Below are 25612 nucleotides of genomic sequence, written 5' to 3'. Positions count from 1 at the left end.
AAATTTTAGTCATAATTATAGTGCCCAATAAATTTGTGTATTAACGTCTGGCGCTTGTAAAAATGCTCTGATCGGCATTTCTCGACAATCTTGTCCGGCAATAGCGGTTGCTAACACTTGCTTTTTACTCGCACCGCTTATGTGTAAAAAAGTATGCTTGCTTTGCGCTAAAGCTGCAAAGCTAAAACTGATTCGCTGGTATGGCGCCGTTTTTGGTGTAACTTTTATCAGTGCATCACTATCTTGAGCAAGACACTGGGTTATTTCATCACTGCATGGGAATAACGAAGCGGTATGGCCATCTTCACCCATACCTAAAATTAGTACATCTAAAGGTAGTAACTGCTGATTTGCTGCTAGGTTTAAATCAGCTAAAGTATCTTCACTAAAAATATCCCCCTGCTTTAGATGAAAAAAATTAGCATTTACCGCTTCATTTTGTAATAGGTTTTCATGTACTAGCTTGGTATTACTATCGCTAGATTTAATATCAACCCAGCGTTCATCCGCTAAAGTAATGGTAATCGCCTGCCATGCTAATTTCTTTTTCGACAAAGCTTCAAAAAAACCTTTGGGTGTTGAACCACCCGAAACAGCAATGCTCGCTTTACCTTTGCTTTCAACAGCAGCAGTTAATAGTTCAGCGACTTTATCTGCCAATGATTCGTCTAATAATTGACGTTGTTCGAATTCATTAATTTTAAACATTACTCTACCCACTGGCGGTCATCACGCGCAATTAAAGAAATTGATGAAACAGGTCCCCATGAACCTGCGGCATAAGGTTTAGGTGCACTATTAGTTGATTGCCATGCTTCAATAATACTGTCAGCCCACTTCCATGCTGCTTCTACTTCATCACGACGAACGAATAATGATTGATCGCCTTTAATCACTTCAAGTAATAAGCGTTCATAAGCACCTACAACACGCTGGTTGTCATAAGTTTTTGAAAAACTTAAATCTAACTTGTTTTCATGGATCTGCATTTGTGACGCAATGCCAGGAATTTTATTCATCATTTCAAGCTCAACACCTTCGTCTGGTTGCAAACGAATAGTTAATTTATTTGATGGTAATTCCGCATAACTTTCTTTAAATATATTATGAGCTTGCTGCTTAAAATGTACGACTATTTCACTATGCTTTTGTGGCATACGTTTACCTGTACGCAAGTAAAATGGAACACCTGCCCAACGCCAGTTGTCTATTTCAGCCTTAATTGCGACAAAAGTTTCCGTTGTACTATTGGCTTTAGCGCCCTCTTCATTCAAATAACCAGGCACGGCAACACCATTTAAATAACCATCGGCATATTGGCCACGTACCGTTTTTTCTTTAACGTTCTGAAGGGTAATAGGCTTAAGCGCTTTTATAACTTTTAATTTTTCATCTCGAATACTATCAGCACTTAGGTCTGCTGGAGGTTCCATAGCGAGTAGTGAAAGCACTTGTAACAAATGGTTTTGTACCATATCGCGCATTTGGCCTGCTTCATCGTAAAAGCCCCAACGCCCTTCAATACCAACACACTCTGCAACAGTTATTTGCACATGATCGATACAGTTACGATCCCAGTTGTTGGTGAATAAACTATTAGCAAAACGTAACACTAACAGGTTTAAAACAGTTTCTTTACCTAAGTAATGATCAATTCGATAAATTTGTTTTTCTTTAAAGTAGCGAGATACTTGATCGTTAATGACTTTTGATGATTCTAAGCAATGTCCGATAGGCTTTTCCATCACCACTCGGTCAGCAGCCTCAATTAACTTGGCTGATTTTAAGCCTTCACTAATATCACCAAAAATAGCAGGTGGTGTTGAGTAATAGTAGACGCGCGCGCCCTCTACTGACGATAGGGTTTTAGCAAGTTCGCTATAGGCTTTAATATCTTTAAAATCGAGTTGTTGATAAACCAGTCTCGATAAAAATTTCGTTACCGTTGCAGCATCTAAATCTTCAGAAATGAATTCCTTTAAGCTTTCATCTATTTGTTTAGTAAATTCATCAAGTGTAAGTTCGTTTCGAGCAACAGCAATAATACGAGTGTCATCACTCAACAATCCCGCAAGTTCTAATTGATATAAAGAAGGTAAAAGTTTGCGACGAGACAAGTCTCCCAGCGCACCAAAAATAACAATTTCACTTGCTAAAGGGTAATCTATGTTTTTCATAGCATGTATTCTCAATTATATATTTTACTGTAACTAAACTACATTTAAAGCTAATTTATCTGCTATAGCGTCAGCAGTAAAGCACTTTCTGTAATATTATTACATTATTTGCATTTCATTTAAAAATAGCGACTTCAAGGCTACTTTTCAACAAAAAAGATTAAAGGTTTGCAAAATTCACTACTTTTGCTTTATATTAGCCTAAAATATGAAATAAATTTTCATATTTTCTGTTCTAAAGGCAGAAATTAAATTACAGCTACTCTTGATTTGGTCAATAAAAAACCAAATATGTACCAACCAAGTAACGCGCTAAGGCTAAAACGTAATGAATATATTAGAAAAAATCGCCAACGAGTTAGATACTTTCAGTAAATCTGAACGTAAAGTGGCAGAAGTTATATTATCATCACCGGGTACTGTTATACATGCCAGTATTGCCGCCTTGGCAAAACAAGCTAATATAAGTGAACCAACAGTTAACCGTTTTTGTCGTCGACTTGACACTAAAGGTTATCCTGACTTTAAACTCCATTTAGCGCAAAGTCTTGCCAATGGTACACCTTATGTTAATCGCCATGTAGACGAAAATGATTCGGCTGAAGAATATACTTCAAAAATTTTCGAATCAACCATGGCTAATCTCGAATTAGCCCGTAAGAGTTTAGACACGGCAACCATCAATCGCTCAGTAGACCTTTTAACTCAAGCCAATAAAATTTCTTTTTTCGGCTTAGGTGCTTCTGCTGTTGTTGCACACGACGCACAAAATAAATTTTTTCGTTTTAACGTCCCCGTGGTTTATTTCGATGACATCTTAATGCAACGTATGAGTGCTATAAATAGTCGACAAGGTGATGTTGTTGTTGTTATTTCACACACGGGTAGAACAAAATCTTTGGTTGATGTAGCAAGTTTAGCGCGTGAAAACGACGCGACTGTAATAGGTATAACAACCGCCGGCACTCCACTGGCGAAAGAATGTAACTTTGTCTTATCAGTAGATGTTGCAGAAGATACAGATTTATATATGCCGATGGCATCGCGCATTGCGCAGTTGACCTTAATTGATTGTTTAGCAACAGGGTTTACGTTACGCCGTGGCACAAAATTCAGAGACAATTTGAAGAAAGTTAAAGATAGTTTACGTAGCTCACGCTTTGAACGTAAAGACTAATTAGTTGCGACTGGTGAATAACCAACCGCTGTAAACACATAGAAAATAGATAAATTTAAGGATTACGATGCCTAGAAGAACCAAAATTGTCGCGACGTTAGGTCCGGCAACTGACGATAGATCAGTATTAAAACAAGTATTAGCTGCAGGTGTAAACGTTGTTAGACTGAATTTCTCTCACGGTATTCCACAAGATCATATTGACCGCGCAAACACAGTACGTGAGTTATCGAAAGAACTTGGTATTTACGTCGGTATATTAGGTGACTTACAAGGACCTAAAATTCGTGTATCTACGTTTAAAAATGGCCCAATTAAATTAGCCATCGGCGATAAGTTTGAATTAGACGCTGCATTAGAAAAAGGTGAAGGTTGTCAGGAAAAAGTGGGCATTGATTACAAAAAACTACCACAAGATGTTATCCCTGGTGATATTTTGTTACTTGATGATGGTCGTGTGCAATTACGTGTGCTTGAAACCAAGGGACAATCAGTTTTTACTGAAGTTACGGTTGGTGGTCCATTATCAAACAACAAAGGCATTAACCGCCAAGGTGGTGGTCTTACTGCCCCTGCTCTTACTGCTAAAGATAAAGAAGATATTAAACTGGCAGCAAAAATTAATGTTGATTTCTTAGCCGTTTCCTTCCCACGTGACGCTGCTGACATGCGTGAAGCGCGCTTATTGGCGCAAGAAGCCGGCTGTGACGCTCGCTTAGTGTCTAAAATAGAACGTGCTGAAGCAGTAAACGACAACGATGTATTGGATGGTATTATTCTCGCGTCTGACGTTGTCATGGTTGCCCGTGGCGATTTAGGTGTTGAAATTGGAGATGCAGCATTAGTCGGTAAACAAAAACATATTATTGCCCGTAGTCGCCAGTTAAACCGCGTAGTTATTACTGCAACACAAATGATGGAAACCATGATTGAGCAGCCAATGCCAACGCGTGCTGAAGTTATGGATGTTGCAAATGCCGTACTAGATGGTACAGATGCCGTGATGCTTTCAGCTGAAACAGCTGCCGGTAAATATCCGATTGAAACAGTTAAAGCGATGGCTAGCGTTTGTATTGGTGCTGAGAAAGAAAGTTCAGTGACTACTTCAAAGCATCGCGTTGAAACAACGTTTACTGAAGTATCAGAAACTATTGCTATGTCAGCTATGTATGCAGCAAATCATTTAGACGGTGTTAAAGCCATTATTGCCTTGACTGAATCTGGCCATACTACACAGATTATGTCGCGTATTTCTTCAGGCTTACCGATTTATTCATTATCTCGTCATCCTAAAACGTTAACTAAAACTGCTATTTATCGTGGTGTTTACCCGGTTGCATTTGACTCTACAGATGCTGTAAATGCTGAAAAAATGGCTCAAGACGTTTTATCTGCTGTTGTTAAAGGTTCAGAATTAGTTGCTGGAGATAAAGTTATTTTAACGCACGGTGATTTAATGGAAACTGTTGGCGCAACCAACACATTAAAAGTACTAACTTTGACTAAAAAGCATTTTGCTTAAATTCGTTAAATAGTAGCCCGTTTGCTATAACTTCATAACAAACGAAAGTTAAATATAAATAGGTAGCTATATAGCTGCCTATTTTTTTGTTTTAATATTTCTAAAATCCATTATAAAAAAGTTTAAGCTCTGATCTCAATTGAACATTTAAACGGCGCTGGCTAATTACCTTAAAACCACCTTACTAACTACCTTATAATTATCAATAGTTAAAATTAGAAATTACGGCCTTTAATAAGTCAAAGTTGTATTATACCAAGTTGATTAATCATTATTAATTAAGTACTCTAAATCACCGATCACTTTATCAATTTTTTTATTAATCCGCTTACGTTGTTTGTCATTGGCAGTATTTACCATATAAACGAAAATTTTCGCAAACACTTGATTATTATTAGCTGAAATTGCATTTAATTTTTCGTCTCTTAAAGCACGGCCATTTACAAATAAACGATAAAATTCAAACTTAAATTGATGATCAGGTAATTCGCCATTTAAAAGCTCTCCGAATTGATGTGTCCAACGTTGACGATAAACCATACGAGATAAAAGTGAGCGCTGAAAGTTTTTACTCATCAATGTAACTTGCGATTTTTGATCAGCTGTTAGCTTACCAAACCAGGATTTAAGTTGATCTTTTTGGTCATCGCTTCGCTCTTCTCGCCACTCTTGCTGAGAAAGATCTTCGATATCATCAATATTTTCTTGATTAGCTTCTTGTAATGCTAGTAATAACTGCTGTTTTTGCTCGGTAGATAAATTAAAAGCTAGCAGTTGTAATCTAGGCTCTGCGGCCATTAAGAAGTTTTGCCAATGTTGAATAAACTTCGCTAAGTTATCGGTGACTTGTTGCTCGTTTATTTCTTCATTAATCGCAATTTTAAGGCTTTTAAGCTGCTGCACATAAACAGGTAACTGCGTTGTTCTATGCCATAAATGCAATTGCTCAAACTCATGATCAAAGTTTTGCTGTTGCTGCTCATTCAGCGTGACATAATCATCAAGATACCAATTAGTCCACCAATCTAAATGGTTGTAGACAAATCGGAAGCTACAACCAGAAAGCAGCGCAGAGAGTACCATACAAAGCAGTATCTGTTTTATTTTTATCATTTACCCTCCTGTTTTACCAATTAAATTATTGTCTGTACCCTTTAGCGGTATTAAAAGATTTATAGATAAGGCACAGCTTAGATACTGCAGTTCAATCTAGAGTTATAAACGGTGTACCCATTCTTGTTCAGTAGGTTGAAACCCAGATCTTCAAATAGCCCAAGCCCAAGTATATAACTAACAATGACTGGCTTAGAATAAACTAAGCTTAGATTAATACAAAACTCTTTCACCTTAGCTTAATGGCACTTCGCTTTAGCAAACGTTCAAGATAAATAACTGTGACTAACTACTCGGATGACTAAAATTATGACAATTAAACACATAGGTATTTTAACCAGTGGCGGTGATGCACCGGGGATGAACGCAGCCATAAGAGCGATAGTTATTGCAGCACACCATTACAAAATAGCCGTATTTGGCTTTTACGCGGGCTTTAATGGTTTGATTGATGACGAATCCGTATTATTGAGCGATAAAGCTGTCGCGCACATTATCCATAAAGGCGGTACTATTTTAAAAAGTGCTCGTTGCCCAACCATGAAAACATCATTAGGTATAGCACAAGCAACGAGTACCTTAATGAAGGAGAAAATAGATGGTTTAATTGTGATTGGTGGTGATGGCTCATTTACAGGTTTACTTGCTTTACAAAAGCAGTGGTCTGGTCAAGTGATCGGTATCCCAGGTACCATTGACAATGATATTGATGGTAGTGACTTTAGCATAGGTTTTTCAACAGCGATCAATACCGCTATAGAGGCGATAGATAAAATACGCGATACCGCAGAAGCGTTTGAACGAATTTTCATTGTTGAATTAATGGGACGAAATAGCGGCCATATTACTTATAATGTCGGAATTGCTTGCGCGGCAGAACAAATCATTTCATTTGAAAACTTTGCCACAAAAAATCAAACCGCCAGTGAACAAGAAAAGTTACTCGCCTTAGCAAAAGAAATAAAGCTCGCTCAAGCCAATAGGCATGCTAGCTATATTATCGTGCTGGCAGAAAATTTATGGCAAGGCGGAGCTACTGCACTAGCACAACAGTTGCAAACACTCGCTAATATTGATTGTACTGCCTGTATACTCGGTCATATCCAGCGTGGCGGCTCACCAGTTGCCAAAGATAGAATTTTAGCAACAAAACTTGGCGTGGGTGCAGTACAGGCCATGATCGCAGGAAAGTCTAATATTATGATTGCCGAGCAAAACAATGCTGTCGCCCATGTAGCATTACAAACAGCCATTATGCATCAACAAGGCGTGAGTAATAATTTAGTACAGGCTCAAGAAAATATTTTAGCGTTAACCGCGCAGCGACTTTGATAACCGAACTTGTGCTGCGTTGGCATATAAATAAACTAACCTTAAGGGTATTGAGTGACTAATTTTGCCTGTTGTTGATCAAAAAATTGTTTAAGAAAATCAATTAACAATCGTAATTTTTTTGATGTTGCAGCCCCTGGCGGAAAAACGCCATAAACATCGATGGCTTTAAGCTGGTAATCGTCTAAAACAGTTTGTAATCGTCCTGCTTTAATTTTTGGCCAAGCATCATAGGTTGGCACTCGACCTAAGCCATGACCCCCTTCAACAAAAGCGGTTCTTGCCGTGGCATTATTAGTTTTTATTGTACCTTTAATATCAACTGTATATGTTCGTCCTGACTTTTCAAGTGCTAATTTATTACTGGTAAGTTTGTAGACTACCCAATTATGTTGATTTAATTCACTTGGTTTATTCGGACGCCCATGTTGTTTAAAGTACTCTGGAGATCCGCAAATACAAGTAGATAAAACAGCAAGCTTTCTTGCTTGTAAACCTGAGTCAGATAATGGTGCGCCTCTAATCGCTAAATCAATACCTTCTTTTACAATATTGACTACTTCATCGGTTAACATAATATCAAGCTCGATCTTTGGATAAATATTTCGAAATTTGTCCAAAGCAGGCACAATAGTATGCAAGCCTACGCTTACTGGACAGGTAATTTTAAGCAGTCCTTCGGGTTCATTTTTAACGTTTTCAATTTGTTGATTCGCGGCACTCGCTTGTTGTGCAATGATACGACACCTTTGATAATAATCACTACCCGCTTGTGTAAGGGCAATTGAGCGCGTTGAACGGTTTAATAGTGTAACGCCAAGTTGTTGTTCTAGTTTTTTTATATGGTAGCTTACTACGGCTCTTGAAAGCCCTATATGCTTTGCTGCCGCACTAAAATTCCCTTGTTCAACCACATGTGAAAAAACCACCATGCTCTTCAACTGTTCAAAAGAAATATCCATTTAATCCTCAGTAATAACAAATTTGATAATAAAGAATAAACACTTAGCTATTGTATCAATAATTAAAACAAAGATATCAAATTACTCTGCATTGTATTAAAAATAATTGAGCATATACTTTGTCCATAGATTGAAGAACTTAATTCTGTTACTTCATTATATTTATTTTCAAGAAAGTATTTTCATCAACTTTTACTTTTAAAAACAAGTCGCTGATTAACAGCAAAGGATAATTAAAATGACTGCAACAAATACAAATAAAGTATTAATGGTATTAACTTCGCATGATAAATTAGGTGACACAGGTGAAAAAACTGGTTTCTGGTTAGAAGAGTTTGCTGCCCCTTATTATCAACTAATTGACGCGGGTTACTCTGTAACATTAGCCTCACCTTTAGGCGGACAACCACCGCTAGATCCAAAAAGCGCAGAAGTTGACTTTCAAACAGATGCTACTCGCCGTTTTGAGCAAGATAAAGAAAATCAACAAGTATTGGCGACCACAACCAAGTTAAATCTTGTTGATGCGAATGATTATGCCGCTGTATTTTATCCTGGTGGACACGGCCCAATGTGGGATTTAACTCATGATCAAGACTCTATTGCTTTGATCTCAGCTTTCATCGAACAAAATAAGCCAGTAGCTGTAGTTTGTCATTCAACGTCAGTATTGCTTAATGTTAAAGACAAAAATGGCAACCCAATCGTTAAAGGTAAAAAAATGGCTGGCTTTACTAACAGTGAAGAAGCAGCTGTACAGTTAACGGATATCGTGCCATTTTTACTTGAAGATGAGCTAATTAAGCAAGGCGCAAACTACCAAAAAGGTGACGACTGGTCATCATTCGTTGTTGAAGATAGCGGTATTATCAGTGGCCAAAACCCAGCGAGTTCAAGCGAAGCGGCTGCACGTTTAATTAAAAAATTAAGCTAATACCTAAAGTCATTACAACAAAATCCACATAGCCAATTATCTGGATAGATATTTGGCTATGTTATCTCTAATACTCATGATATTTAGTTAGGACAATATAATGACCGCTAACATAGTTAATAATGCCGATAGCACTTCTACATTAAAACAAAATTGGCAGCAAAACCGTCAATTTACTTTAGCTTCTCGTCCTGTAGGCGCGCCAACAGCCGAGAACTTTAACCTTATTAATACCGAAATACCGACACCGAGCCAAGGTGAAGTATTATTAAGAACGGTATATTTATCCCTAGACCCTTACATGCGTGGTCGTATGAGCGATGCAAAGTCTTACGCTGAACCGGTTGCGATTGACGAAGTTATGGTTGGTGGCGCGGTTTGTCGTGTTGAGAAATCTCTCAATGACAATTTCCAAGTTGGCGATTTAGTTGTGGCTTATACCGGTTGGCAAGATTATGCGCTTTCCAATGGTGATGACCTGTTAAAGTTACCTAAAGCGTTAACCACACCATCATATGCACTTGGCGTGTTAGGTATGCCGGGGTTAACCGCCTATATGGGCTTACTCGATATTGGCCAACCAAAAGCAGGTGAAACCGTAGTTGTGGCAGCAGCAAGTGGCGCTGTAGGTAGCTTAGTCGGCCAAATTGCGAAATTACAAGGTTGTCGTGTTATTGGTATCGCCGGTAGTGAAGAAAAGTGTAATTACGTTACTAACACGCTTGGTTTTGATGCCTGTTTAAACCATAAAGATGAAAATTTAGCAAAGTTACTGGCTGAGCAATGTCCTGCTGGTATTGATGTTTATTTTGAAAATGTCGGTGGCTCAGTATTCGACGCTGTAATGCCACTATTGAATTCTAGCGCGCGAGTACCTGTTTGTGGTTTGATTTCGCAATACAATGCTACTGAGCTGCCTTCTGGGCCTGACAGAATGTCGCAACTGATGGGACTAATATTAGTTAAGCGCATTAAAATGCAGGGCTTTATCGTATTTGATGATTACGGTCATCGTTACAACGAATTTAGTCAAGCGATGGGCCAATGGCTTGCTGAAGGTAAAATTCAATATCGTGAAGATAAAGTTATCGGTTTAGAACAAGCAGCAAGTGCTTTTATCGGCCTATTAAAAGGTGAGAATTTCGGTAAACGTGTTATAGAAGTAGGACCGATCGAATTAGCTAAATAAGCTGTTTGTCGCCAGATTAGTAAAAATTTAAAAAGAGTAAACACAAGCGTTGTTTACTCTTTTTTTATATCAATAATTTAATCGATAAAATTTTATCAATGCCTAGCGATACTAACTCAGGCGCGACAACCATTCCTGATCGGTTAACATTTCTTTTGATATTTTCATTAGCCTATTTTGTAACTCGTCTGATAAAGAATTCATTATCATTCTGTAGGTAAAGTCTTGATAATTACGATTTGAAAAATGAATTTGATTTTTTTGTTTCATTTTTGTGATAAAATAACGTGCCGTTGATTGCGTTATTCGTGTTACATCTACACGTTCTTCCATGAGTTTTTAATATTTTCCATAGCATGACTGACATTCACGCGTTTAATATCACCATTGGCGATCAACTCATCTGATCCTAAATATCGATACCCTACTAATCCACCTAACGTATGACCTTTTAATGATTCAGGTGCTTTATATTCAAACGGATGATCAATGCTAGACAAAAGACAATTAGCTTCTTGAGTATAGCCATGTGTCCATTGATATTTAGTCTCATTTGCATCTCCGTGCCAGACAGGCAGTGTCCAAGGTATAATAGCTTTTTCAGTGCTATCTATAGCCTATTTACCCGAGATTTAGGTAGACGATAAATAGCATTGAATTACAACTAGAAGCATAGTTCTATTAAGGTTAATTACATAATAAATAAGCATGGAACATTTAGCATAAATAATATCTAGGGTAGTGAAAATAATAGAAAAGTCAGTTTATCTATTCTTTATTGAAATCTCCGATCCATGCACTGAAGCTGTCCGATACTTTTTTTACAATATGAAATTCATGTTCGTAAAACCATACGGGTACATCGGTGTGCTTGATTTCACAATCGCTAAGTTTAAAACAAAACATGTTGCCCTTACAGTCTGACGCAAACAAGATATGACCTTTTGGCATACCACTCATTTCATATAATTTAGAAAGTGAATATACATCTTCAAGGCTTAAAAAATCCTGTACTTGGGAAAGCTCGACCGATAAATCACATGTTTTAGTCATAACATTAGGCGTGTGAAGTAAACCGTAATTCGACAATAGGTATTTGTATGAGTCAGGTAATATTACAGAAAGTCGCGCTTCAAGCTCTGCAATATCAACGTTAGATATAGGTGTCATAGCTTGTTCACTGCAGTTGTTATCCATATAACGATCAATACTTTGCACTTAGAGGTACTCCAAATATAAGAACTTTTTGAGAGGGTTCATTAACATGCTCTTTTTTAAAATTAGTCGTCTTTTGAAAAGTGATTAAATAAATCAATCAAAATGGAAAACACTTCTCCTGCTTGGTCAAAATCTTTATCAGCCTCACTATACTCTTCTCTCGCGGCTTGATGTTGTCCGATTGATTGGTAATAATCACCAGATTTAATGTGCCTTTCAGCACTTTTATCTAAATCCGAACTTGATGCACAGCCCGTTGTTAAAGTTAACAACATTAATCCAACCATTAATATCCGCATTTTATTTCATCCTTGTAGTTTACTGGTAATTAAGTTTAATCAGTCAAATTATGTTTTTTTAAGCTCTAAATTCCTGATAAAGTTCACCTTATTTCGTTAATTCATGTTTCAGGGATAGTCTCAATTTAACTTTCATTGAAAAGTAACGCAACTGCACTGTCTTTTAGATAAAATCGGGTTATCAATAGAATAAAGGCAACATTATGCGTATAACCTTATGCATAGATAATTATGCAACTAGTGAGAGGTTTCTCTCCAAATAGCGGACAGAATATCTATTCATGAAACATTAATGATAAGATCTATACGTTAAGTCGTCACCGCTTTTTTAACTTTCTCTTTATAGCTACGACTGACTTTTAATTCTTTGCCGTTTGACATCACTAAATAATACTCACCATTAAGTTGGCTGCAAAACTTATCAATGTAACTTTTGTTCACTATGGTAGAGCGGTGGCTGCGTAGAAAGCGTCTTGGGTCTAGCACTTCTTCGAGCTGCTTCATGGTTTTACGTAAGATATGGGTATTATCATGAGTATGCACGCACATATAGTCGCCAGCAGCGTCAATCCATAAAATATCTTTTACGGGCACCCGGCTGACTTCTCCGGCGTCTTTTATCGCTAAAACGTCGGAATAACTAGACATACTGACGGGTTCGTTATTTTCTAATTCTTGTAGAATTTTTTCACAGTCGTTACCGGTTACATCACTCACTAAACGCACTAATTTTGATTTATGAAGTGCATTTACTTCACTACTGATGCTTTGGCGGATTTTATCTAAAGTTTGCGCTAAGCGTTGTTCGTCAGCAGGTTTAAGTAAGTAATCTTGTGCGTGTACTTCAAAGGCTTGCATGGCGTATTGATCATAAGCGGTCACAAAAACCACCATAGGCAATAATAAGTCCTGCTCAATAATCGCTTCAACGACTTCAAAGCCGTTTAAACCTGGCATTTGAATATCGAGAAAAATGAGATCTGGTTGATAAGCCCTAACAGCTTCTAATGCTTCTCTGCCATTAGTGCATTGGGCAATAATGTTAATGTCTTTGTGCACTTGTAAACGAACCGCAAGACCTTTTCTGGCAAGGGGTTCGTCATCAACAATTATAGTGGTGAGCTGCTTGCTCATACTCGATGGCCAACTTCATAGGGAATGCGTATACTGATTTTAACACCAGTTGGTGTGTTGTTGGCAACAACTAAAGAAAAATCCTTCTGATATAAAGCCTGTAATCGTTCACGAGTATTGACTAAACCAACACCATTCTCACGAAATAAGTTGCCATTTATAATGTCTGCACCGGGCCCATCATCAGCTAACTCTATCAATAAATCGTTACCAAATCGGTGCACCTTCACATGAATTCCGCCGCCTTGCTCTTGCACGGCAACAGCATGCTTAATCGCATTTTCAGCTAAGGGCTGCAATATCATGCTAGGCACCAAGGCAAATTTACAGTCATTAGCAACATCAAAGGTTACTTGTAATCGCTCTTCGAATCGCACTTTTTCAATATCTAAATAAAGCCTGAGTGCTTGTAATTCGCTATCGAGCGTAACTCGCTTCATGGGATCTTTTTCAAGTGAATAACGTAAAAATTCACTTAATTTAGTGACCATGCCATTGGCCGCTTTGTTTTCTTCCACCAAAATTAAGGTTGATATTGCATTAAGGGTATTAAATAAAAAGTGGGGATTGAGTTGATAACGTAACATTTTAAGCTGCGCTTGATGAGCAACAGTATTGGCGCGTAATACATTTTGTTTTTCTATTTGTAGCATTTGGTAGTATTTAGTACCAAAATATAAGCCGCTCCAACTTAAAATAATAAAGAAAGATAACAGGCTATTTTTGGTGTAATACAGCCAAAAGTCAGGTCGGTAACCGTGTTTATATATTTCCCAATAATTGATGTTTTTGACTACTTGCCATAATACACCCGTGCAATAAGAAGCTAATATCACCACGATGGCAATTTTTAACGGGGTAAAATTCCAGATACGACGATAGATATACCTAAGCGGTGCGGTAAATAACCAACCGGCATAGGCATTCAATAAGATAATAACAAGAAAAATATCGCGTAAGTCGTGCAGTAATGAGCCTAAGTAATGTACTAAGGCAAAACCACACCAACCAGCGGTATGAACCAACCAAAATAAGCGATTTCTATTTTCTACAAACTCTTTCCAATTCACACAATACACCAACAAGTGAGGTTAATGTAATTATGCGCTAAGCAAGTTATTCTCGCACTACCACTAATCCTAAGATTAGTGCGCCTTATCTCATTTCGTTCAAAACAATATCTGCCTGTGGGTACCTAATCGCCAGTATGCTGAGTTGTTTTATAGCTAATTTTTTGTATTTTAATTGCTTTCTACTCTGATATTCAACCATGTACCACAAGGCATTGATTAAGAATGAAAAATCTAGGTAACACGTAACCAATACTGTTGATGTTTTAAGTGTGTTTTGTGTTTTACTTGCTATATTGTCGACAATATCTAAAGGTTTATTCGGTAATTTTTTGGATATTATTGCTTGCTGATAAAGCGATTCAATCAGTTCAACTTTACCCGCATCTATATTATTAACCGCCATTAGCATCGCTAATTCATACTCTATTGGTGCGATGCATGCGCACTCAAAATCAATTAATTTATATAAAGGTTCAGCACTTGTATCGTCATTTTTAAGCTGTATAACATTACTAAAGTTAGTGTCTCCATGGCAAAGAACTTGCTGAATGTTTGACAAAAACTTGGATGTGTTCACCAAGTTTTTCTGTAAAATATTTAATAAAAATTGTAGGGCTTTATCTTGAGTATCACTAAGTTTTATTTTTTGTAATAATTGGTTGATCGTAGCTGATATATCGAGGTTAGGTATGTTGGACTGTGTTGGTACATTCACATCGGTAATGAATGTTTTCTGAGCTAATGCTTGATGGTTACGTTGACTATTATAACTGACACTAAGATCTAGAATACTATGACAGCGTGCCAATAGCGCTAGTACTATTGCTATTTTTTCATCTTCACTTTGATCGCTTTTCTCAAGCCCCTGACCTGTTATAAACTCTGTAACTAACCAGTTATGCCCAACATAGACTAATTTTGGCGCAATTCCTTCGCTTGCAGCAAGTTGGCTTACGAATGGTTCAATACTGTTAGCCGTTAAATACTTGGCGAATAGGGATTTATTTTCATAGCTAACATGAAAACAAGGATTGCTTAAGCCTGCATCAATATGACGAATGTGTTCTACCTTGAGTTGATTAAAACAAGGTAGATGGCATAATTCAAGCGTTAACGAATGTTGCTGATGGTCTATTATTGATTGATCCAATTTCAAAAGGTTTCCCAAAAAGTAACATAACTTATTTAACACTTGCCAATAAGCTATGCCAGAAACTAGTTAACATACTATTGAGCAATGAGTTAGCGTTATCCCGCAACAGAGTTATCAATACACATGTCTTGGTGCTGTTGACGAAATTGCAGCTTATATTGCTTACGCCATTCCCAATAGCCATAAGCGGCAATAATGACAAAACCTCCAAATAGCGCAGCGGTTGGTAACAAGCCCTTTTCAACATAAAGAAATATAGAAACAATATCGATAACAATAAAGTATAACCAATTTTCCAGTACTTTTTGGGTCACTAAATAGGTAGCAAACACCGCAAATACGGTAGTGCTGCTATCAAGGTATGGAAAATGTGCTGGCGTATAAGTCGCCATTATCCAGCCTAAAACGAAAGAGACTGCTGTTAAAGCCAAAATTATACTGCTATGACGATGTAGCGTCCATTGACTGTACAAAAGCTCTTTAGAATGACTATTGAAGCTCAATCGACTATTTTTGTGCCAGCAAGCCCAACCATACACAGCCATGAGTAAATAATACAACTGCAGTAGGCTATCCATCCATAGATAAACGTCATAAAAAATGACGGTATATAATACGGTACTCAAAATAGCAGCCGGCCAGCACCAAATATTACCTTTTGCCGCTAAAACGACATAGAGTAATGATGCGGCAACAGCGACTAGCTCTAATACTGGCAATGTTGTGAAATAATTAATAATTTCGCTTGTTGCACTGATTGAATTCGACATTATGATTCAGCTTCTACAACAGATCGATCTCCGCCTATAAATTTGCAAATAAATACCGCAGCATTTAGCGTTTGATGCACATGTTTTATTTCAGCCATGACATGTTGTGTAGCTAAATCATAATCACCAAATACTTGCGTACTCATGCCATTGGTTACTACCGTTAAACCTGAAACTAAACGTAAACGTTTAATAAACGCCCATATTTCAGTTTTAAATTTGTCTTCCGCTAGCGGGTATAAACTAATTTCAATTGATATTTTCATATTTAATTCTCTTAATAATATTATTAAATAAACAACACATTAGTCTTTATACCAAGTTGATTACTCAATGTGTTGCACTATATTTATACTTATCCGCTACAATTATTTTTTATCGCAAAAAAATCTAATAACAATAACTTATTAAAACTCCCAACTAAAATTCATAGTCGAAAGTTGCACCAAAAACAGCGGGTTCAGCTAATTGATAATAGGCTTTGGCGGTGTATTCGTCTCTGGGGTCATTGCCGAAATAAAAGCCACGGGTCGCGTAAGTTTCATCCAATAAGTTACGCGCCCATAGCTTCACTTGCCAATCATCTCTGGCATAACTAATGGACATATTAACGACTTCAATTGACTCTGACTTTTCTTGATGAGTATCAGAAAACAAGAACTCATCCTTACCATCAACCGAAATATTAACTAATAAATGATCAGATAATTGATAATTCAAACCGAGATTAAATTGATAGCTAGGTGCATGTGCTTGTTCGTCACCTGACTTGTCGATTCCATCTGCGGCAATAAAACCTTTATATTCAGTATCTAAAAGCCCTAACGCACCGTATATTTCAAGTTTAGAGGTAATTTGCCAGCCTGCCTCAAATTCAAGACCTAGATTACTACCCGTTGCCGCATTACCTAAATATGAAACAAAGTCTGTGCTGCCATCTTGTCGTTCTTCTAAATAAGACGTACGTACCTGCATATCGTCTCTATCCATATAAAATATCGCGCTTCGAACATAAGCTTGATTGTCCAATAGACTGACTTTATAGCCTAATTCATAATTCCATAAGTATTCAGGCGTAAACTCACGAAGATTAGCGGGTAAACTACCATCAGTATTAGCACCGCCGGCTTTATAACCGCGATTTACTGAGCCATAAAATAAATTATTGTCGTCCATTTGGAATGACAACACCACTTTACCGCCAACCATAGTATCGCTAGGATCAAAACTAAGTTGCTCTGCATCGATGTAATCTGAATTTCTGCGCTCTACCCTTAAGCCCGTTGTCAGGCTTAGTTTATGATTAAGTTGAGTGTCAAACTGAACAAATGCAGCAATATTCTCGGTATCAAAAGATGAGCTAAAATCGCTAGACAAATAAGTGTATTGACGTAATAAGTCCTCTTTTTCTTGCTTAAAGTATAATCCTGTTATCCAAGCCGTTGTGTTATTAAAAATTTCACCACCTGGCTCTGATACTGCCCTTAATTCAAAAGTCGTTGATGTTTTATCACGAAAATAGTGATCTTCTGAACTATATTCCCATCCTGGACGAATCCCCTCATAGGCCCAATCTTCATCATAGCCGTAGTCCAGTGCTGAATCAGCATAGCTAATAATACTTTCAACTGTAAAGTCATTAAAACCGCTATACGTAAATTTAGCCGCTAACGCTTTGGTGTCTTGGCGATCAAATCCCGGTTGGTCTGATAAAGTTTGGCGAGTATTAGCAAGTGAGAACGCATCGTAGCCATTATCAAAATCAGCAACAAACGCGGTTAAGTCAATAGTTAAGTCATTACTTGCTTTAATCGCTAACTTGCCACGCAGGGTTAATTCATCACGATTATTAGTGTCGTCACGATTTAGAAAATCATTTTCAATAAAACCATCACTACTGAACTGTTCAATAGCTATGCGATAATTTACCTTTTCAGTTGCGGGACCAGACAATACCAAGCCAGCGCTATAGCTGTCGTAATTTCCTGCAGATAATTTGACTTTACCCTCAAAACTGTCGGTAGGTGCACTGGAAGTAATATTTATCATTCCAGCCATGGCATTAGCACCAAAGCGTGTGCCTTGTGGACCACGATAAACTTCGACTTGTTCAACATCAAACGTTGACGCTATGCTACCTATGCTAGAAAAATCTATTCCATCAATCACTAAACCAACAGATGGATTAATTGGCTCTTTAAATTGGCTACGCTCACCAATACCGCGAATTTGATAATATCTAGCGCGTTGAGTACCACTAGAAAAATTTATATTGGGTGCTCGAGCAATGATCTCTTCTAAGTTCTGTGCGTTACGAGCGCTAATTTCATCACTAGCGATAACAGATAAAGAACTTGCCGTTTTTTGAAGCGAACTCGTGCGAAAGTCGCCATTAACAGTGATAACTTCTGTAGCTTGCTCTAGGTTTTTAGATAAGGTATTCGATGACGTGTCAGCGGCAAAAATTGTTGGTGTAACAATGCTAGTAAAAATAGCCAAAGCTACAGGTGATGTTTTAAATTTCATTATGATCTCATAAATTCGATTAAGAATATGTTATGGGATCCGGCATGGGGGAAGTTAGATAGCTGTTCGGTAACAATCTATAGCATTAAAGCACAAGTAAAAATACTGAAAATATAATGCTACAGAGCGGTAATGCGATTAGCTTAACCATTCCTACGCCGGTACTATCCGGTTCAGGTTCTAAGGGTTCGCTTCGCATCTCAGCCTTTAAAATCGTATACGATTTTCAGGCACCCCTTGGCTCGTTATGCATACTAACAATATTTTTTTAAAAGTACAGGGGAAAAACCTTCATGCACTAAAAATTATGCTGTTATTACTATCACTTAAGCTAAAGATAACGGTATTTACCAAATTATCTATTTTCCAAACTCGATCACTATTATATTTAGTTATCGTCAATCGTATCGCTCATTATTTAAGGTCTAGCATTCTACCTAACGGTTCACCACCGACTAAGTGTAGATGTATATGGTAAACCTCTTGGCCGCCGTGTTGATTACAATTCATGATCAAGCGGTATCCATTTTCGGCTATACCTTCGGCTTTCGCGAGTTTTTTCGCCACGGTAAACATGCGACCAATAGTCAGTTCATCGTCCTGTTCAATATCATTGGCCGTTGGGATCAACTTATTAGGTATAATTAAAATATGACTGTTCGCTTGTGGTGAAATATCACGAAAAGCCGTCACTAATTCGTCTTGAAAAAGTAAAGGTGTTGGAATTTCTTGACGAATAATTTTAGAAAATATGGTTTCTTCAGCAGCGTGTTTATCAGCCATAATTTAGCCTTTATAAAATTAAAATATATGTCGCTCAGTTTAACGATAAGTTAAGCGAATAACAAAGAATTATCATTCACTTAACGCTCGATATTTTTTTGATAGCTCAGATTACTCCGTTAAATTAATTTAACTGGGTAATCAGCTTTTTCTTACTATGTGAAGTCAATTTTTTCATATCCTCTACAAGTAAGTAATTTACCGGAACTAAAATTAGCGTTATAAAAGTCGCAAATATAATACCAAAACCAAGAGACACAGCCATCGGGATCAAAAACTGCGCTTGTGTTGCCTTCTCAAACAGTAATGGCATTAAGCCAATGAAGGTGGTTAAAGACGTTAGCATGACCGGCCTAAATCGCGATTGTGCCGCGATTAATACTGCATTGTAAGCCTTCTCCCCAGCGCGTACTTTAGTGTTAATAAAATCAACTAGCACTAAACTGTCATTCACCACAACGCCGATCAGCGCCATTAAGCCTAATAAACTCATGATGGTTAGATCCATCCCCATGATCCAATGGCCTATAATGGCACCTATGGCGCCAAACGGGATCACCGACATTACAATGATGGGTTGCACATATGATTTAAACGGTATCGCTAATAAACAATAAATAATAAAAAATACAAAGACTAAGCCCCAAGCAAGGCTACTAAACGAGTCTGCTTGCTCGCGAGCCTCCCCTTCCAAGCTGTAAGATACACCAGGATACTTGCCCATTAGCTCGGTTAAAAACTGATTAAGGTCGGCATTTAGCGTGGTCATGTTAGTGGTGTTTTTATCAATATCCGCAGTAACATTCACCGTACGATATCGGTCAATACGTTTAATCGCCGACGCACTTTTCCCAGGTTGTAATAACGCTACATGCGATAACGGTACTTTGCCACCCGTAGGGGTATTTATCAGCATATCGTTCAGGCTTGATATAGATTGCCGCTCTGATAATGGAAAGCGTAACATAACACGAACATCATCACGCCCTCGCTGAATACGCTGGATTTCTGAACCAAAGTAAGCATCTCTAACTTGTCTGGTGACCCAAGCGTTACTCATACCCATGGCGTATCCTTGCGCCGTTAATTCTATTTGCAGTTCTTCTTTACCGTTAGATAAACTGTCAGCTATTTCAAAAGCGCTAGGATACGTTCGAATGCGGGTTTTAACTTCATCTGCGACTTGATTTAAGGTTTTTAAGTCAGTTGCTGAAAGTTGTACATCAATAGGATCGCTGCCCCTGCCTATTTCGGCCCTAAAGGTAACACTTTCTGCCCCCGGTAATGGACCAATTAATTCCCGCCACTCATTGACTAATTGTGCTGTACCTATACCGCTGTCATTTTTATCTGCCGGCTGAATTTCAAAGCGTACTCGACCGCTGGCGTCTTTGGTGATAGCCAAGGTATTTAAAATCAAGCTATTACCGTCGTCATCACGGTATTTATCTTGTAATATTTTGGCTGCATTCGACATTTTCTCTACATAAGAGTCAACGACATCAAAGCTAGTACCTACTGGCATAGTAACGCTACCACGAGCAGTTTCACTCGCAATACGTGGGAAAAATACGAAGCGAGTCCAGCCACTAGTAATAAATGCTAGAATCAAAATAAACACGCCAAAAAACAAAGCCACGGTAGTTAAACGGTTACGAATTGCTATTGACAATAATGGCTTGTAATACTTGAGAATTGCGTTTTCAAAGCCATCAGCAAAGCCTTGTTGCCACACACTGAATTTTGATTGTTTTGTACTTTCACTACGCAATCGTAGTGACTTTAAATGCGAAGGCAGAACAAATTTAGACTCTATTAAACTAAATAGCAGTACCGGAATAACAATAATAGGAATTTGCGCAAATAAAGCACCTCGTTGTCCTTCAATAAACGCTAAGGGTAAAAATGCTGCCACGGTAGTTAAAATACCAAAGGTCACCGGTGTTGCCACTTCTTGAGTGCCCTTTATCGCCGCTTCTAAACCACTAGATGCTGTTTGCGTATGACGATAAATATTTTCTCCGGTCACTATGGCATCATCAACGACAATCCCCAGCACTAGAATAAAACCAAATAAGCTCATAATATTAATTGAAATGTCGAAAAACGGCATCACAATAAACGCTCCCATAAAACTGATGGGAATACCTATAGACACCCAAAATGCTATCGAGGGACGTAAAAATAAAGTCAACAAGATCAGTACGAGAAAGCCACCTTGTAAAGCATTAGTGATCAGGGTGTTTAAGCGACTTTTTACAATTTCAGAATCATCATCCCAGTAACTTAATACAAAACCTTGTGGCAGGCTATCTTGTCGTTCATCAATATAGTTCTTTACGGCATCAGCAACGTCAATTGCGCTTTGATTGCCAATTCTATACACATCAATTAACGCACCTTGCTGGCCATTAAAACGAGCACGTAAGGGCGTCTCTTCAAAACCATCATTAACTTGTGCAATATCTTCCAAATATAAAAACGTGCCATCAGTATTGGTTTTTATAACAATTTTTTCAAACTCGTCTCGACGATAGGCTTGTCCCTTATTACGTATAAGAACATCACCGCCATCAGTGCGAACATTACCTGCAGAAATATCGACAGAGCTACTACTGATTGCTGTAGAAATTTCAGATAGGGTTAATTGATATTGCTCCAATTTACTTTGGTTAATATCAATACTAATTTCATAGTCGCGAACTGCATCTAACGCTACTTGGGTTACTTGAGGTAGTCGCAGCAAATCGTCACGTACTTGTTCAGCAAACTCACGTATTTCTTTTTCACCGTAATCAGAAGCAATAGTAACTGAAATAACATTACGTATACGCTGTGCGATTGCGGTAACTGGCTTTTCTGCATCAGCAGGAAAGGTATTAATTGCATCGACACGGCTTTTAATATCAGCGAGTAAATCTCGTACATCTGTATTGGAGTCAGCTTCAATTCGCACCGATGCCCCGCCTTCAACAGACGTACTGGTGATTTTTTCTATGCCTTCAAGATCTTGAACAGCTTCTTCTATTCGAATTGCGACACCTTGTTCTGCATCTTCAGGTGTTGAACCCCGTAAGGACACAGAAACATTAACAATCTCAGATTCAAAAGATGGAAATACCTCTAATGGAATACTACTTTTTATTGAGAAAATACCGGTCAATAAAATGGTGATCATCAATAAATTAGCAGCAACATGATTTTTTGCAAACCAAGCAATCATGACTTAGCCCCTTTATCTTCACGCGATTGCTTTGCATTTGGTCTAGATTTTGAGCTTTTGTCAGGCTTATTATCAGCGCTAGGTTTTACTCTAGTTTGTTTTGATGCTTTAACAGGCTTACCGTCAATACTATTTATGCTAACTATGGTGCCAGAGGTTACTTGACCTAAAGGTGTTAATACCAATAATTCGTTAGCTTCTAGACCGGCTTTAATTACCGCTACATCATCACTTTGCCAAGCAATAGTAATATTTTTACGCTTAAGAATATTATCATCAACAATATACACATAGCTGCCTTGATAAATCGCTTTATTTGGAATAGTTAAGGCCTTTTCAATCGTTTTACCTTTAATTTTTGCACTAACATATTGTCCAATTTTTAAAGGTAAGCCATTACCTTCATTCTCGCCATAAGGATCGTCAATTTGTGCTACTACAAATAATTGCTGTGACTCTTCATCAAATGCTCCCTCGGTGCGCACTACTTTACCTTGCCAGCTTTGACGAGTGGCTAAATCTGAATAGATAGTAACAACAGGCTGTTCTTGAGCGGTAGCATTTTCAAAGCGATTGATCTCTGGCAACATCATGTAAGGCAGGTCTTTATTTTTAAGTGGCAAACGAATTTCGACATAATCTACGGCATAAATTTCTGCAAGTTCGGTCCCAATACTGACGACTTGTCCAACATCAACTGATTTACTTAATATACGTCCAGTATATGGCGCAACAATGTGACTTCGCTCTACGGCTAATTCAGCTTTAGATAAACTGGCTTGGGCTGAATAAACTGAAGCCTGTGCCGCCATTAATTGTGGTTTACGCAGTACTAAATCAGGTGCTTTTTTGTCATTACCTAAACGTTGCCAGTCTTGCTCTGCTTGTTCTACACGCGCTTGTTCTTCACTAAAGCTTTGTTCTGCGCTAAACAGACTCGCTTGTGCAATTTTAACTTCGGCAAGTAAGTCTCTTTGATCTAATTCAAGCAATACGTCGCCTTGTTCAAAAAATCCACCGGCTCTAAATTTTGGGTTAATACGGATAATTTGGCCTGATACTTGTGGCAATAACACACTCTGTGTACGAGGCTTTATGGTGCCATAGCTATCAATTGTAATAGCAAGATCATTACGCACTAATTTCTTTACCTCAACACTAATTTGCGGCAATGCACTTGGGCGACCCCGCTTTGCTGAAGGAGGATTACTAGTGACAATATAGGCTGCAAATAAGAGCGACAATAATACGATGATCGGTAGGAGTTTTTTTAATTTTAACGACATTACTTTTCCATGCTTATACGGTGAGTTAACGATGCTGGTAATGAGTTACCTTTAGTACTGTTTGTTTGCTGCGTTTGGGTTGTGCCATCAAGATAGTCACCACCTAAAGCAAGGTAAATTTCGATTCTATTTTGTAATAATTCATTGGTTAGTTGAATAACGGTAGTTTGAGCATCAAATGAACGTCTTTGAGATTCTAATACCGTGGTATAGGTGACTAAGCCACGTAAGTATTGATCAAATGAAAGTTTTTCAGCGGCTAAAGCGTTCTCTTGTGCTTTAAGATAAAAATTATATTGCTGATTAAGCGACTCTCGCTCGCTTACGCTATTTTCCACGTCAGCAAAGGCTTGATAAACTTGTTGTAAATATAGCTTTTCGTTTTGAACTACGGTTAATTTTGCTTGGGTTTCCAGTGACTCAAGTCGGCCAGCATTAAATAACGGGCTGGTTATATTGCCCATTAAAGACCAAGCTAATGCTCCACCATTGAGCAAATTAGTCAATTCACTGGCATTATCTCCTACACTGGCATTTAAATTAAAACTTGGGAAACGTTGCTTATGTGCTATCGCTAAGCCAGCATCTAACGCTAATAGCGATAACCAACTTGCTTGAATATCGGCTCTTCGGGTGAGTAATTGTGCAGGTAAACCTAGCTTAATTTCATCAGCAATAAACGGTAAGTTCTGTTCACTTACTTTTTTAGCTAACGGATAATCTCCTACCAGCAGCTCAAGTGCTCTACTGCTAACCTTTAATGCTTGCTGCTGTTGAGCTACACGAGCCAATTCTTGGTTAACGGTATTTTTGGTGAGATAAACATCTAATGCATCATTCAAACCCAGTTGATATGAAGATTGAATCATTAATAAATTACGTTGAAGGTTTTCAGCACGTTCTTGATATAAATTTAGCAACTGTTGTGCTTGAGTTAGATTAAACCACGCTTTACTGATATCAGCGACTAACGTCAGTTTACTATGCTGATAACTTGCTTGGGCTGCTGCATAATTTAATCTGTCTTGATTTTGTTGGTCTGACAGTTTTCCCCACAGATCAATTTCATAACTTAAATCGAGACTAAGGTCGGCGCTATTTTGATACGTTGTGACACTGTTTGAAACTTGTTTATTTCTTGAATTAGCTAGAGATAAAGATAGCTCTGGAAAGTCAGTAGCTGCACTTATATTTAAACGTTCTTTAGCAAGCGAAACACCGATTCTATCGGCATCAAGTGCATAACTACTTTGTAACGCGTAACCAATCAACTCAGCTAAACCATTGTCTTTAAAGCTTTTAACCCAATCAGTTGCTATTGTGTTATTTTCAGTTGCTGCGATATTTTCTTGCCATTTATTTGGGACATTATGCGCTGTTAAACGACTAGCTTTTTGATAAGTTAATCCTGTGGGAGTACTACAAGCACCCACAAGCAAAGCTATACTCACTACCAGTATATTACGTGTCTTTAACCTTGTAGTTAACTTAGGTAACTTCCAAAAAAACAAACTAGATTTACGCTTATTATCTAGCTCACTTATCTTGAAAACTTTGTTAAAACGAACTTTCAAAACCCTTCCCCATAGTAACAATTTCAATTTTGTTATATTAATTAACAAGTATAGTATGACTGCAAAATGTGACAAACAACGTTCTTTACACTGCTTTACATAAGTTTTTGTTAAGTACGGTGAATGGTATATTTATTCGGTTAAATTGCGCTGTATAACACAACCAA

General features: G+C 37.8%; 23 protein-coding genes and 1 riboswitch. Of the genes, 5 read left to right on the top strand and 18 right to left on the bottom strand.

Annotated features, from left to right (window positions below):
• Window positions 1-15 precede the first annotated feature (15 nt).
• Both pgl and zwf read right to left on the bottom strand, forming a co-directional pair.
• Window positions 16-708 carry a 6-phosphogluconolactonase gene (gene pgl / locus B5D82_RS17015; RefSeq protein ID WP_081153217.1) on the bottom strand — a complete coding sequence of 231 codons (693 nt, stop codon included), beginning with the start codon at window positions 706-708 and terminating at the stop codon, window positions 16-18.
• Complete coding sequence (gene zwf / locus B5D82_RS17010; RefSeq protein WP_081153215.1) at window positions 708-2177, bottom strand: glucose-6-phosphate dehydrogenase; 1470 nt, start codon at window positions 2175-2177, stop codon at window positions 708-710. The genes pgl and zwf overlap by 1 nt, the downstream gene beginning before the upstream one ends.
• Before the next feature lie 328 nt (window positions 2178-2505).
• Between zwf and B5D82_RS17005 the strand changes: the two genes are divergently transcribed.
• On the top strand, window positions 2506-3354 hold the full coding sequence (locus tag B5D82_RS17005) for a MurR/RpiR family transcriptional regulator (protein WP_081153214.1): 849 nt from the start codon (window positions 2506-2508) through the stop codon (window positions 3352-3354).
• Between the two features lie 67 nt (window positions 3355-3421).
• Entirely contained in the window at window positions 3422-4876 is a 1455-nt protein-coding gene (pyk, locus tag B5D82_RS17000) for a pyruvate kinase (protein WP_172820654.1), read from the top strand.
• A 264-nt stretch (window positions 4877-5140) separates the two neighbouring features.
• Here the strand turns inward: pyk and B5D82_RS16995 are convergent, their stop codons facing one another.
• Window positions 5141-5989, bottom strand: coding sequence for a DUF6279 family lipoprotein (locus B5D82_RS16995; protein WP_081153211.1), 849 nt, complete (start codon window positions 5987-5989; stop codon window positions 5141-5143).
• 309 nt (window positions 5990-6298) lie between these two features.
• Between B5D82_RS16995 and B5D82_RS16990 the strand changes: the two genes are divergently transcribed.
• Window positions 6299-7321, top strand: coding sequence for an ATP-dependent 6-phosphofructokinase (locus B5D82_RS16990; protein ID WP_081154577.1), 1023 nt, complete (start codon window positions 6299-6301; stop codon window positions 7319-7321).
• A gap of 41 nt (window positions 7322-7362) precedes the next feature.
• Here the strand turns inward: B5D82_RS16990 and B5D82_RS16985 are convergent, their stop codons facing one another.
• Window positions 7363-8283: a LysR family transcriptional regulator gene (locus B5D82_RS16985; protein WP_081153209.1), complete on the bottom strand. Its 921-nt coding sequence runs from the start codon at window positions 8281-8283 to the stop codon at window positions 7363-7365.
• A 238-nt stretch (window positions 8284-8521) separates the two neighbouring features.
• On the opposite strand from B5D82_RS16985, the gene B5D82_RS16980 reads away from it, so the two are divergent.
• Both B5D82_RS16980 and B5D82_RS16975 read left to right on the top strand, forming a co-directional pair.
• A complete protein-coding gene (locus B5D82_RS16980; RefSeq protein WP_081153207.1) occupies window positions 8522-9217 on the top strand; it encodes a type 1 glutamine amidotransferase domain-containing protein in 696 nt (231 codons plus the stop codon).
• Between the two features lie 100 nt (window positions 9218-9317).
• The gene (locus B5D82_RS16975) at window positions 9318-10406 is read left to right on the top strand and encodes an NADP-dependent oxidoreductase (protein WP_081153206.1); all 1089 of its coding nucleotides are present in this window, start codon (window positions 9318-9320) and stop codon (window positions 10404-10406) included.
• A 111-nt stretch (window positions 10407-10517) separates the two neighbouring features.
• Here B5D82_RS16975 and B5D82_RS16970 read toward each other — a convergent pair whose 3' ends face one another.
• The 14 genes from B5D82_RS16970 to B5D82_RS16905 form a co-directional block, all read right to left on the bottom strand.
• Window positions 10518-10739, bottom strand: coding sequence for a hypothetical protein (locus tag B5D82_RS16970; protein ID WP_081153204.1), 222 nt, complete (start codon window positions 10737-10739; stop codon window positions 10518-10520).
• On the bottom strand, window positions 10724-10906 hold the full coding sequence (locus tag B5D82_RS16965; protein WP_081153203.1) for a hypothetical protein: 183 nt from the start codon (window positions 10904-10906) through the stop codon (window positions 10724-10726). Before B5D82_RS16965 ends, B5D82_RS16970 begins: the two co-directional genes overlap by 16 nt.
• Before the next feature lie 268 nt (window positions 10907-11174).
• The gene (locus tag B5D82_RS16960) at window positions 11175-11624 is read right to left on the bottom strand and encodes an SMI1/KNR4 family protein (protein WP_081153201.1); all 450 of its coding nucleotides are present in this window, start codon (window positions 11622-11624) and stop codon (window positions 11175-11177) included.
• A 62-nt stretch (window positions 11625-11686) separates the two neighbouring features.
• The gene (locus B5D82_RS16955; protein WP_157673926.1) at window positions 11687-11923 is read right to left on the bottom strand and encodes a hypothetical protein; all 237 of its coding nucleotides are present in this window, start codon (window positions 11921-11923) and stop codon (window positions 11687-11689) included.
• 309 nt (window positions 11924-12232) lie between these two features.
• Entirely contained in the window at window positions 12233-13057 is an 825-nt protein-coding gene (locus tag B5D82_RS16950; protein WP_081153198.1) for a LytR/AlgR family response regulator transcription factor, read from the bottom strand.
• Window positions 13054-14127, bottom strand: coding sequence for a sensor histidine kinase (locus tag B5D82_RS16945; protein WP_081153197.1), 1074 nt, complete (start codon window positions 14125-14127; stop codon window positions 13054-13056). The genes B5D82_RS16950 and B5D82_RS16945 overlap by 4 nt, the downstream gene beginning before the upstream one ends.
• 85 nt (window positions 14128-14212) lie before the next feature.
• Window positions 14213-15286 carry an aminoglycoside phosphotransferase family protein gene (locus B5D82_RS16940; RefSeq protein WP_157673925.1) on the bottom strand — a complete coding sequence of 358 codons (1074 nt, stop codon included), beginning with the start codon at window positions 15284-15286 and terminating at the stop codon, window positions 14213-14215.
• A 92-nt stretch (window positions 15287-15378) separates the two neighbouring features.
• Window positions 15379-16053, bottom strand: a complete 675-nt coding sequence (gene pnuC / locus B5D82_RS16935; RefSeq protein WP_081153194.1) for a nicotinamide riboside transporter PnuC — start codon at window positions 16051-16053, stop codon at window positions 15379-15381.
• A complete protein-coding gene (locus B5D82_RS16930; protein WP_081153192.1) occupies window positions 16053-16319 on the bottom strand; it encodes a hypothetical protein in 267 nt (88 codons plus the stop codon). The genes pnuC and B5D82_RS16930 overlap by 1 nt, the downstream gene beginning before the upstream one ends.
• 154 nt (window positions 16320-16473) lie before the next feature.
• Entirely contained in the window at window positions 16474-18579 is a 2106-nt protein-coding gene (locus B5D82_RS16925) for a TonB-dependent receptor (protein ID WP_081153191.1), read from the bottom strand.
• A gap of 133 nt (window positions 18580-18712) precedes the next feature.
• Window positions 18713-18827, bottom strand: a riboswitch (TPP riboswitch).
• Between the two features lie 166 nt (window positions 18828-18993).
• Window positions 18994-19362 carry an HIT domain-containing protein gene (locus B5D82_RS16920; RefSeq protein ID WP_081153189.1) on the bottom strand — a complete coding sequence of 123 codons (369 nt, stop codon included), beginning with the start codon at window positions 19360-19362 and terminating at the stop codon, window positions 18994-18996.
• 124 nt (window positions 19363-19486) lie between these two features.
• Window positions 19487-22585, bottom strand: coding sequence for an efflux RND transporter permease subunit (locus B5D82_RS16915; RefSeq protein ID WP_081153188.1), 3099 nt, complete (start codon window positions 22583-22585; stop codon window positions 19487-19489).
• Entirely contained in the window at window positions 22582-23871 is a 1290-nt protein-coding gene (locus B5D82_RS16910) for an efflux RND transporter periplasmic adaptor subunit (RefSeq protein ID WP_081153186.1), read from the bottom strand. The genes B5D82_RS16915 and B5D82_RS16910 overlap by 4 nt, the downstream gene beginning before the upstream one ends.
• Window positions 23871-25445, bottom strand: a complete 1575-nt coding sequence (locus B5D82_RS16905) for an efflux transporter outer membrane subunit (RefSeq protein ID WP_157673924.1) — start codon at window positions 25443-25445, stop codon at window positions 23871-23873. Before B5D82_RS16905 ends, B5D82_RS16910 begins: the two co-directional genes overlap by 1 nt.
• Window positions 25446-25612: the final 167 nt, after the last annotated feature.

The sequence above is a fragment of the Cognaticolwellia beringensis genome, from assembly GCF_002076895.1.
Taxonomy (GTDB): domain Bacteria; phylum Pseudomonadota; class Gammaproteobacteria; order Enterobacterales; family Alteromonadaceae; genus Cognaticolwellia; species Cognaticolwellia beringensis.
This window is presented reverse-complemented; position numbering and strand designations above follow the sequence as displayed.

What these genes read in the sequence shown, in the direction of transcription:
- pgl (WP_081153217.1), bottom strand. Translation starts at nt 708, where the DNA reads ATGTTTAAAATTAATGAATTCGAACAACGTCAATTATTAGACGAATCA.
- zwf (WP_081153215.1), bottom strand. Translation starts at nt 2,177, where the DNA reads ATGAAAAACATAGATTACCCTTTAGCAAGTGAAATTGTTATTTTTGGT.
- B5D82_RS17005 (WP_081153214.1), top strand. Translation starts at nt 2,506, where the DNA reads ATGAATATATTAGAAAAAATCGCCAACGAGTTAGATACTTTCAGTAAA.
- pyk (WP_172820654.1), top strand. Translation starts at nt 3,422, where the DNA reads ATGCCTAGAAGAACCAAAATTGTCGCGACGTTAGGTCCGGCAACTGAC.
- B5D82_RS16995 (WP_081153211.1), bottom strand. Translation starts at nt 5,989, where the DNA reads ATGATAAAAATAAAACAGATACTGCTTTGTATGGTACTCTCTGCGCTG.
- B5D82_RS16990 (WP_081154577.1), top strand. Translation starts at nt 6,299, where the DNA reads ATGACAATTAAACACATAGGTATTTTAACCAGTGGCGGTGATGCACCG.
- B5D82_RS16985 (WP_081153209.1), bottom strand. Translation starts at nt 8,283, where the DNA reads ATGGATATTTCTTTTGAACAGTTGAAGAGCATGGTGGTTTTTTCACAT.
- B5D82_RS16980 (WP_081153207.1), top strand. Translation starts at nt 8,522, where the DNA reads ATGACTGCAACAAATACAAATAAAGTATTAATGGTATTAACTTCGCAT.
- B5D82_RS16975 (WP_081153206.1), top strand. Translation starts at nt 9,318, where the DNA reads ATGACCGCTAACATAGTTAATAATGCCGATAGCACTTCTACATTAAAA.
- B5D82_RS16970 (WP_081153204.1), bottom strand. Translation starts at nt 10,739, where the DNA reads ATGGAAGAACGTGTAGATGTAACACGAATAACGCAATCAACGGCACGT.
- B5D82_RS16955 (WP_157673926.1), bottom strand. Translation starts at nt 11,923, where the DNA reads ATGCGGATATTAATGGTTGGATTAATGTTGTTAACTTTAACAACGGGC.
- B5D82_RS16950 (WP_081153198.1), bottom strand. Translation starts at nt 13,057, where the DNA reads ATGAGCAAGCAGCTCACCACTATAATTGTTGATGACGAACCCCTTGCC.
- pnuC (WP_081153194.1), bottom strand. Translation starts at nt 16,053, where the DNA reads ATGTCGAATTCAATCAGTGCAACAAGCGAAATTATTAATTATTTCACA.
- B5D82_RS16930 (WP_081153192.1), bottom strand. Translation starts at nt 16,319, where the DNA reads ATGAAAATATCAATTGAAATTAGTTTATACCCGCTAGCGGAAGACAAA.
- B5D82_RS16925 (WP_081153191.1), bottom strand. Translation starts at nt 18,579, where the DNA reads ATGAAATTTAAAACATCACCTGTAGCTTTGGCTATTTTTACTAGCATT.
- B5D82_RS16920 (WP_081153189.1), bottom strand. Translation starts at nt 19,362, where the DNA reads ATGGCTGATAAACACGCTGCTGAAGAAACCATATTTTCTAAAATTATT.
- B5D82_RS16915 (WP_081153188.1), bottom strand. Translation starts at nt 22,585, where the DNA reads ATGATTGCTTGGTTTGCAAAAAATCATGTTGCTGCTAATTTATTGATG.
- B5D82_RS16910 (WP_081153186.1), bottom strand. Translation starts at nt 23,871, where the DNA reads ATGTCGTTAAAATTAAAAAAACTCCTACCGATCATCGTATTATTGTCG.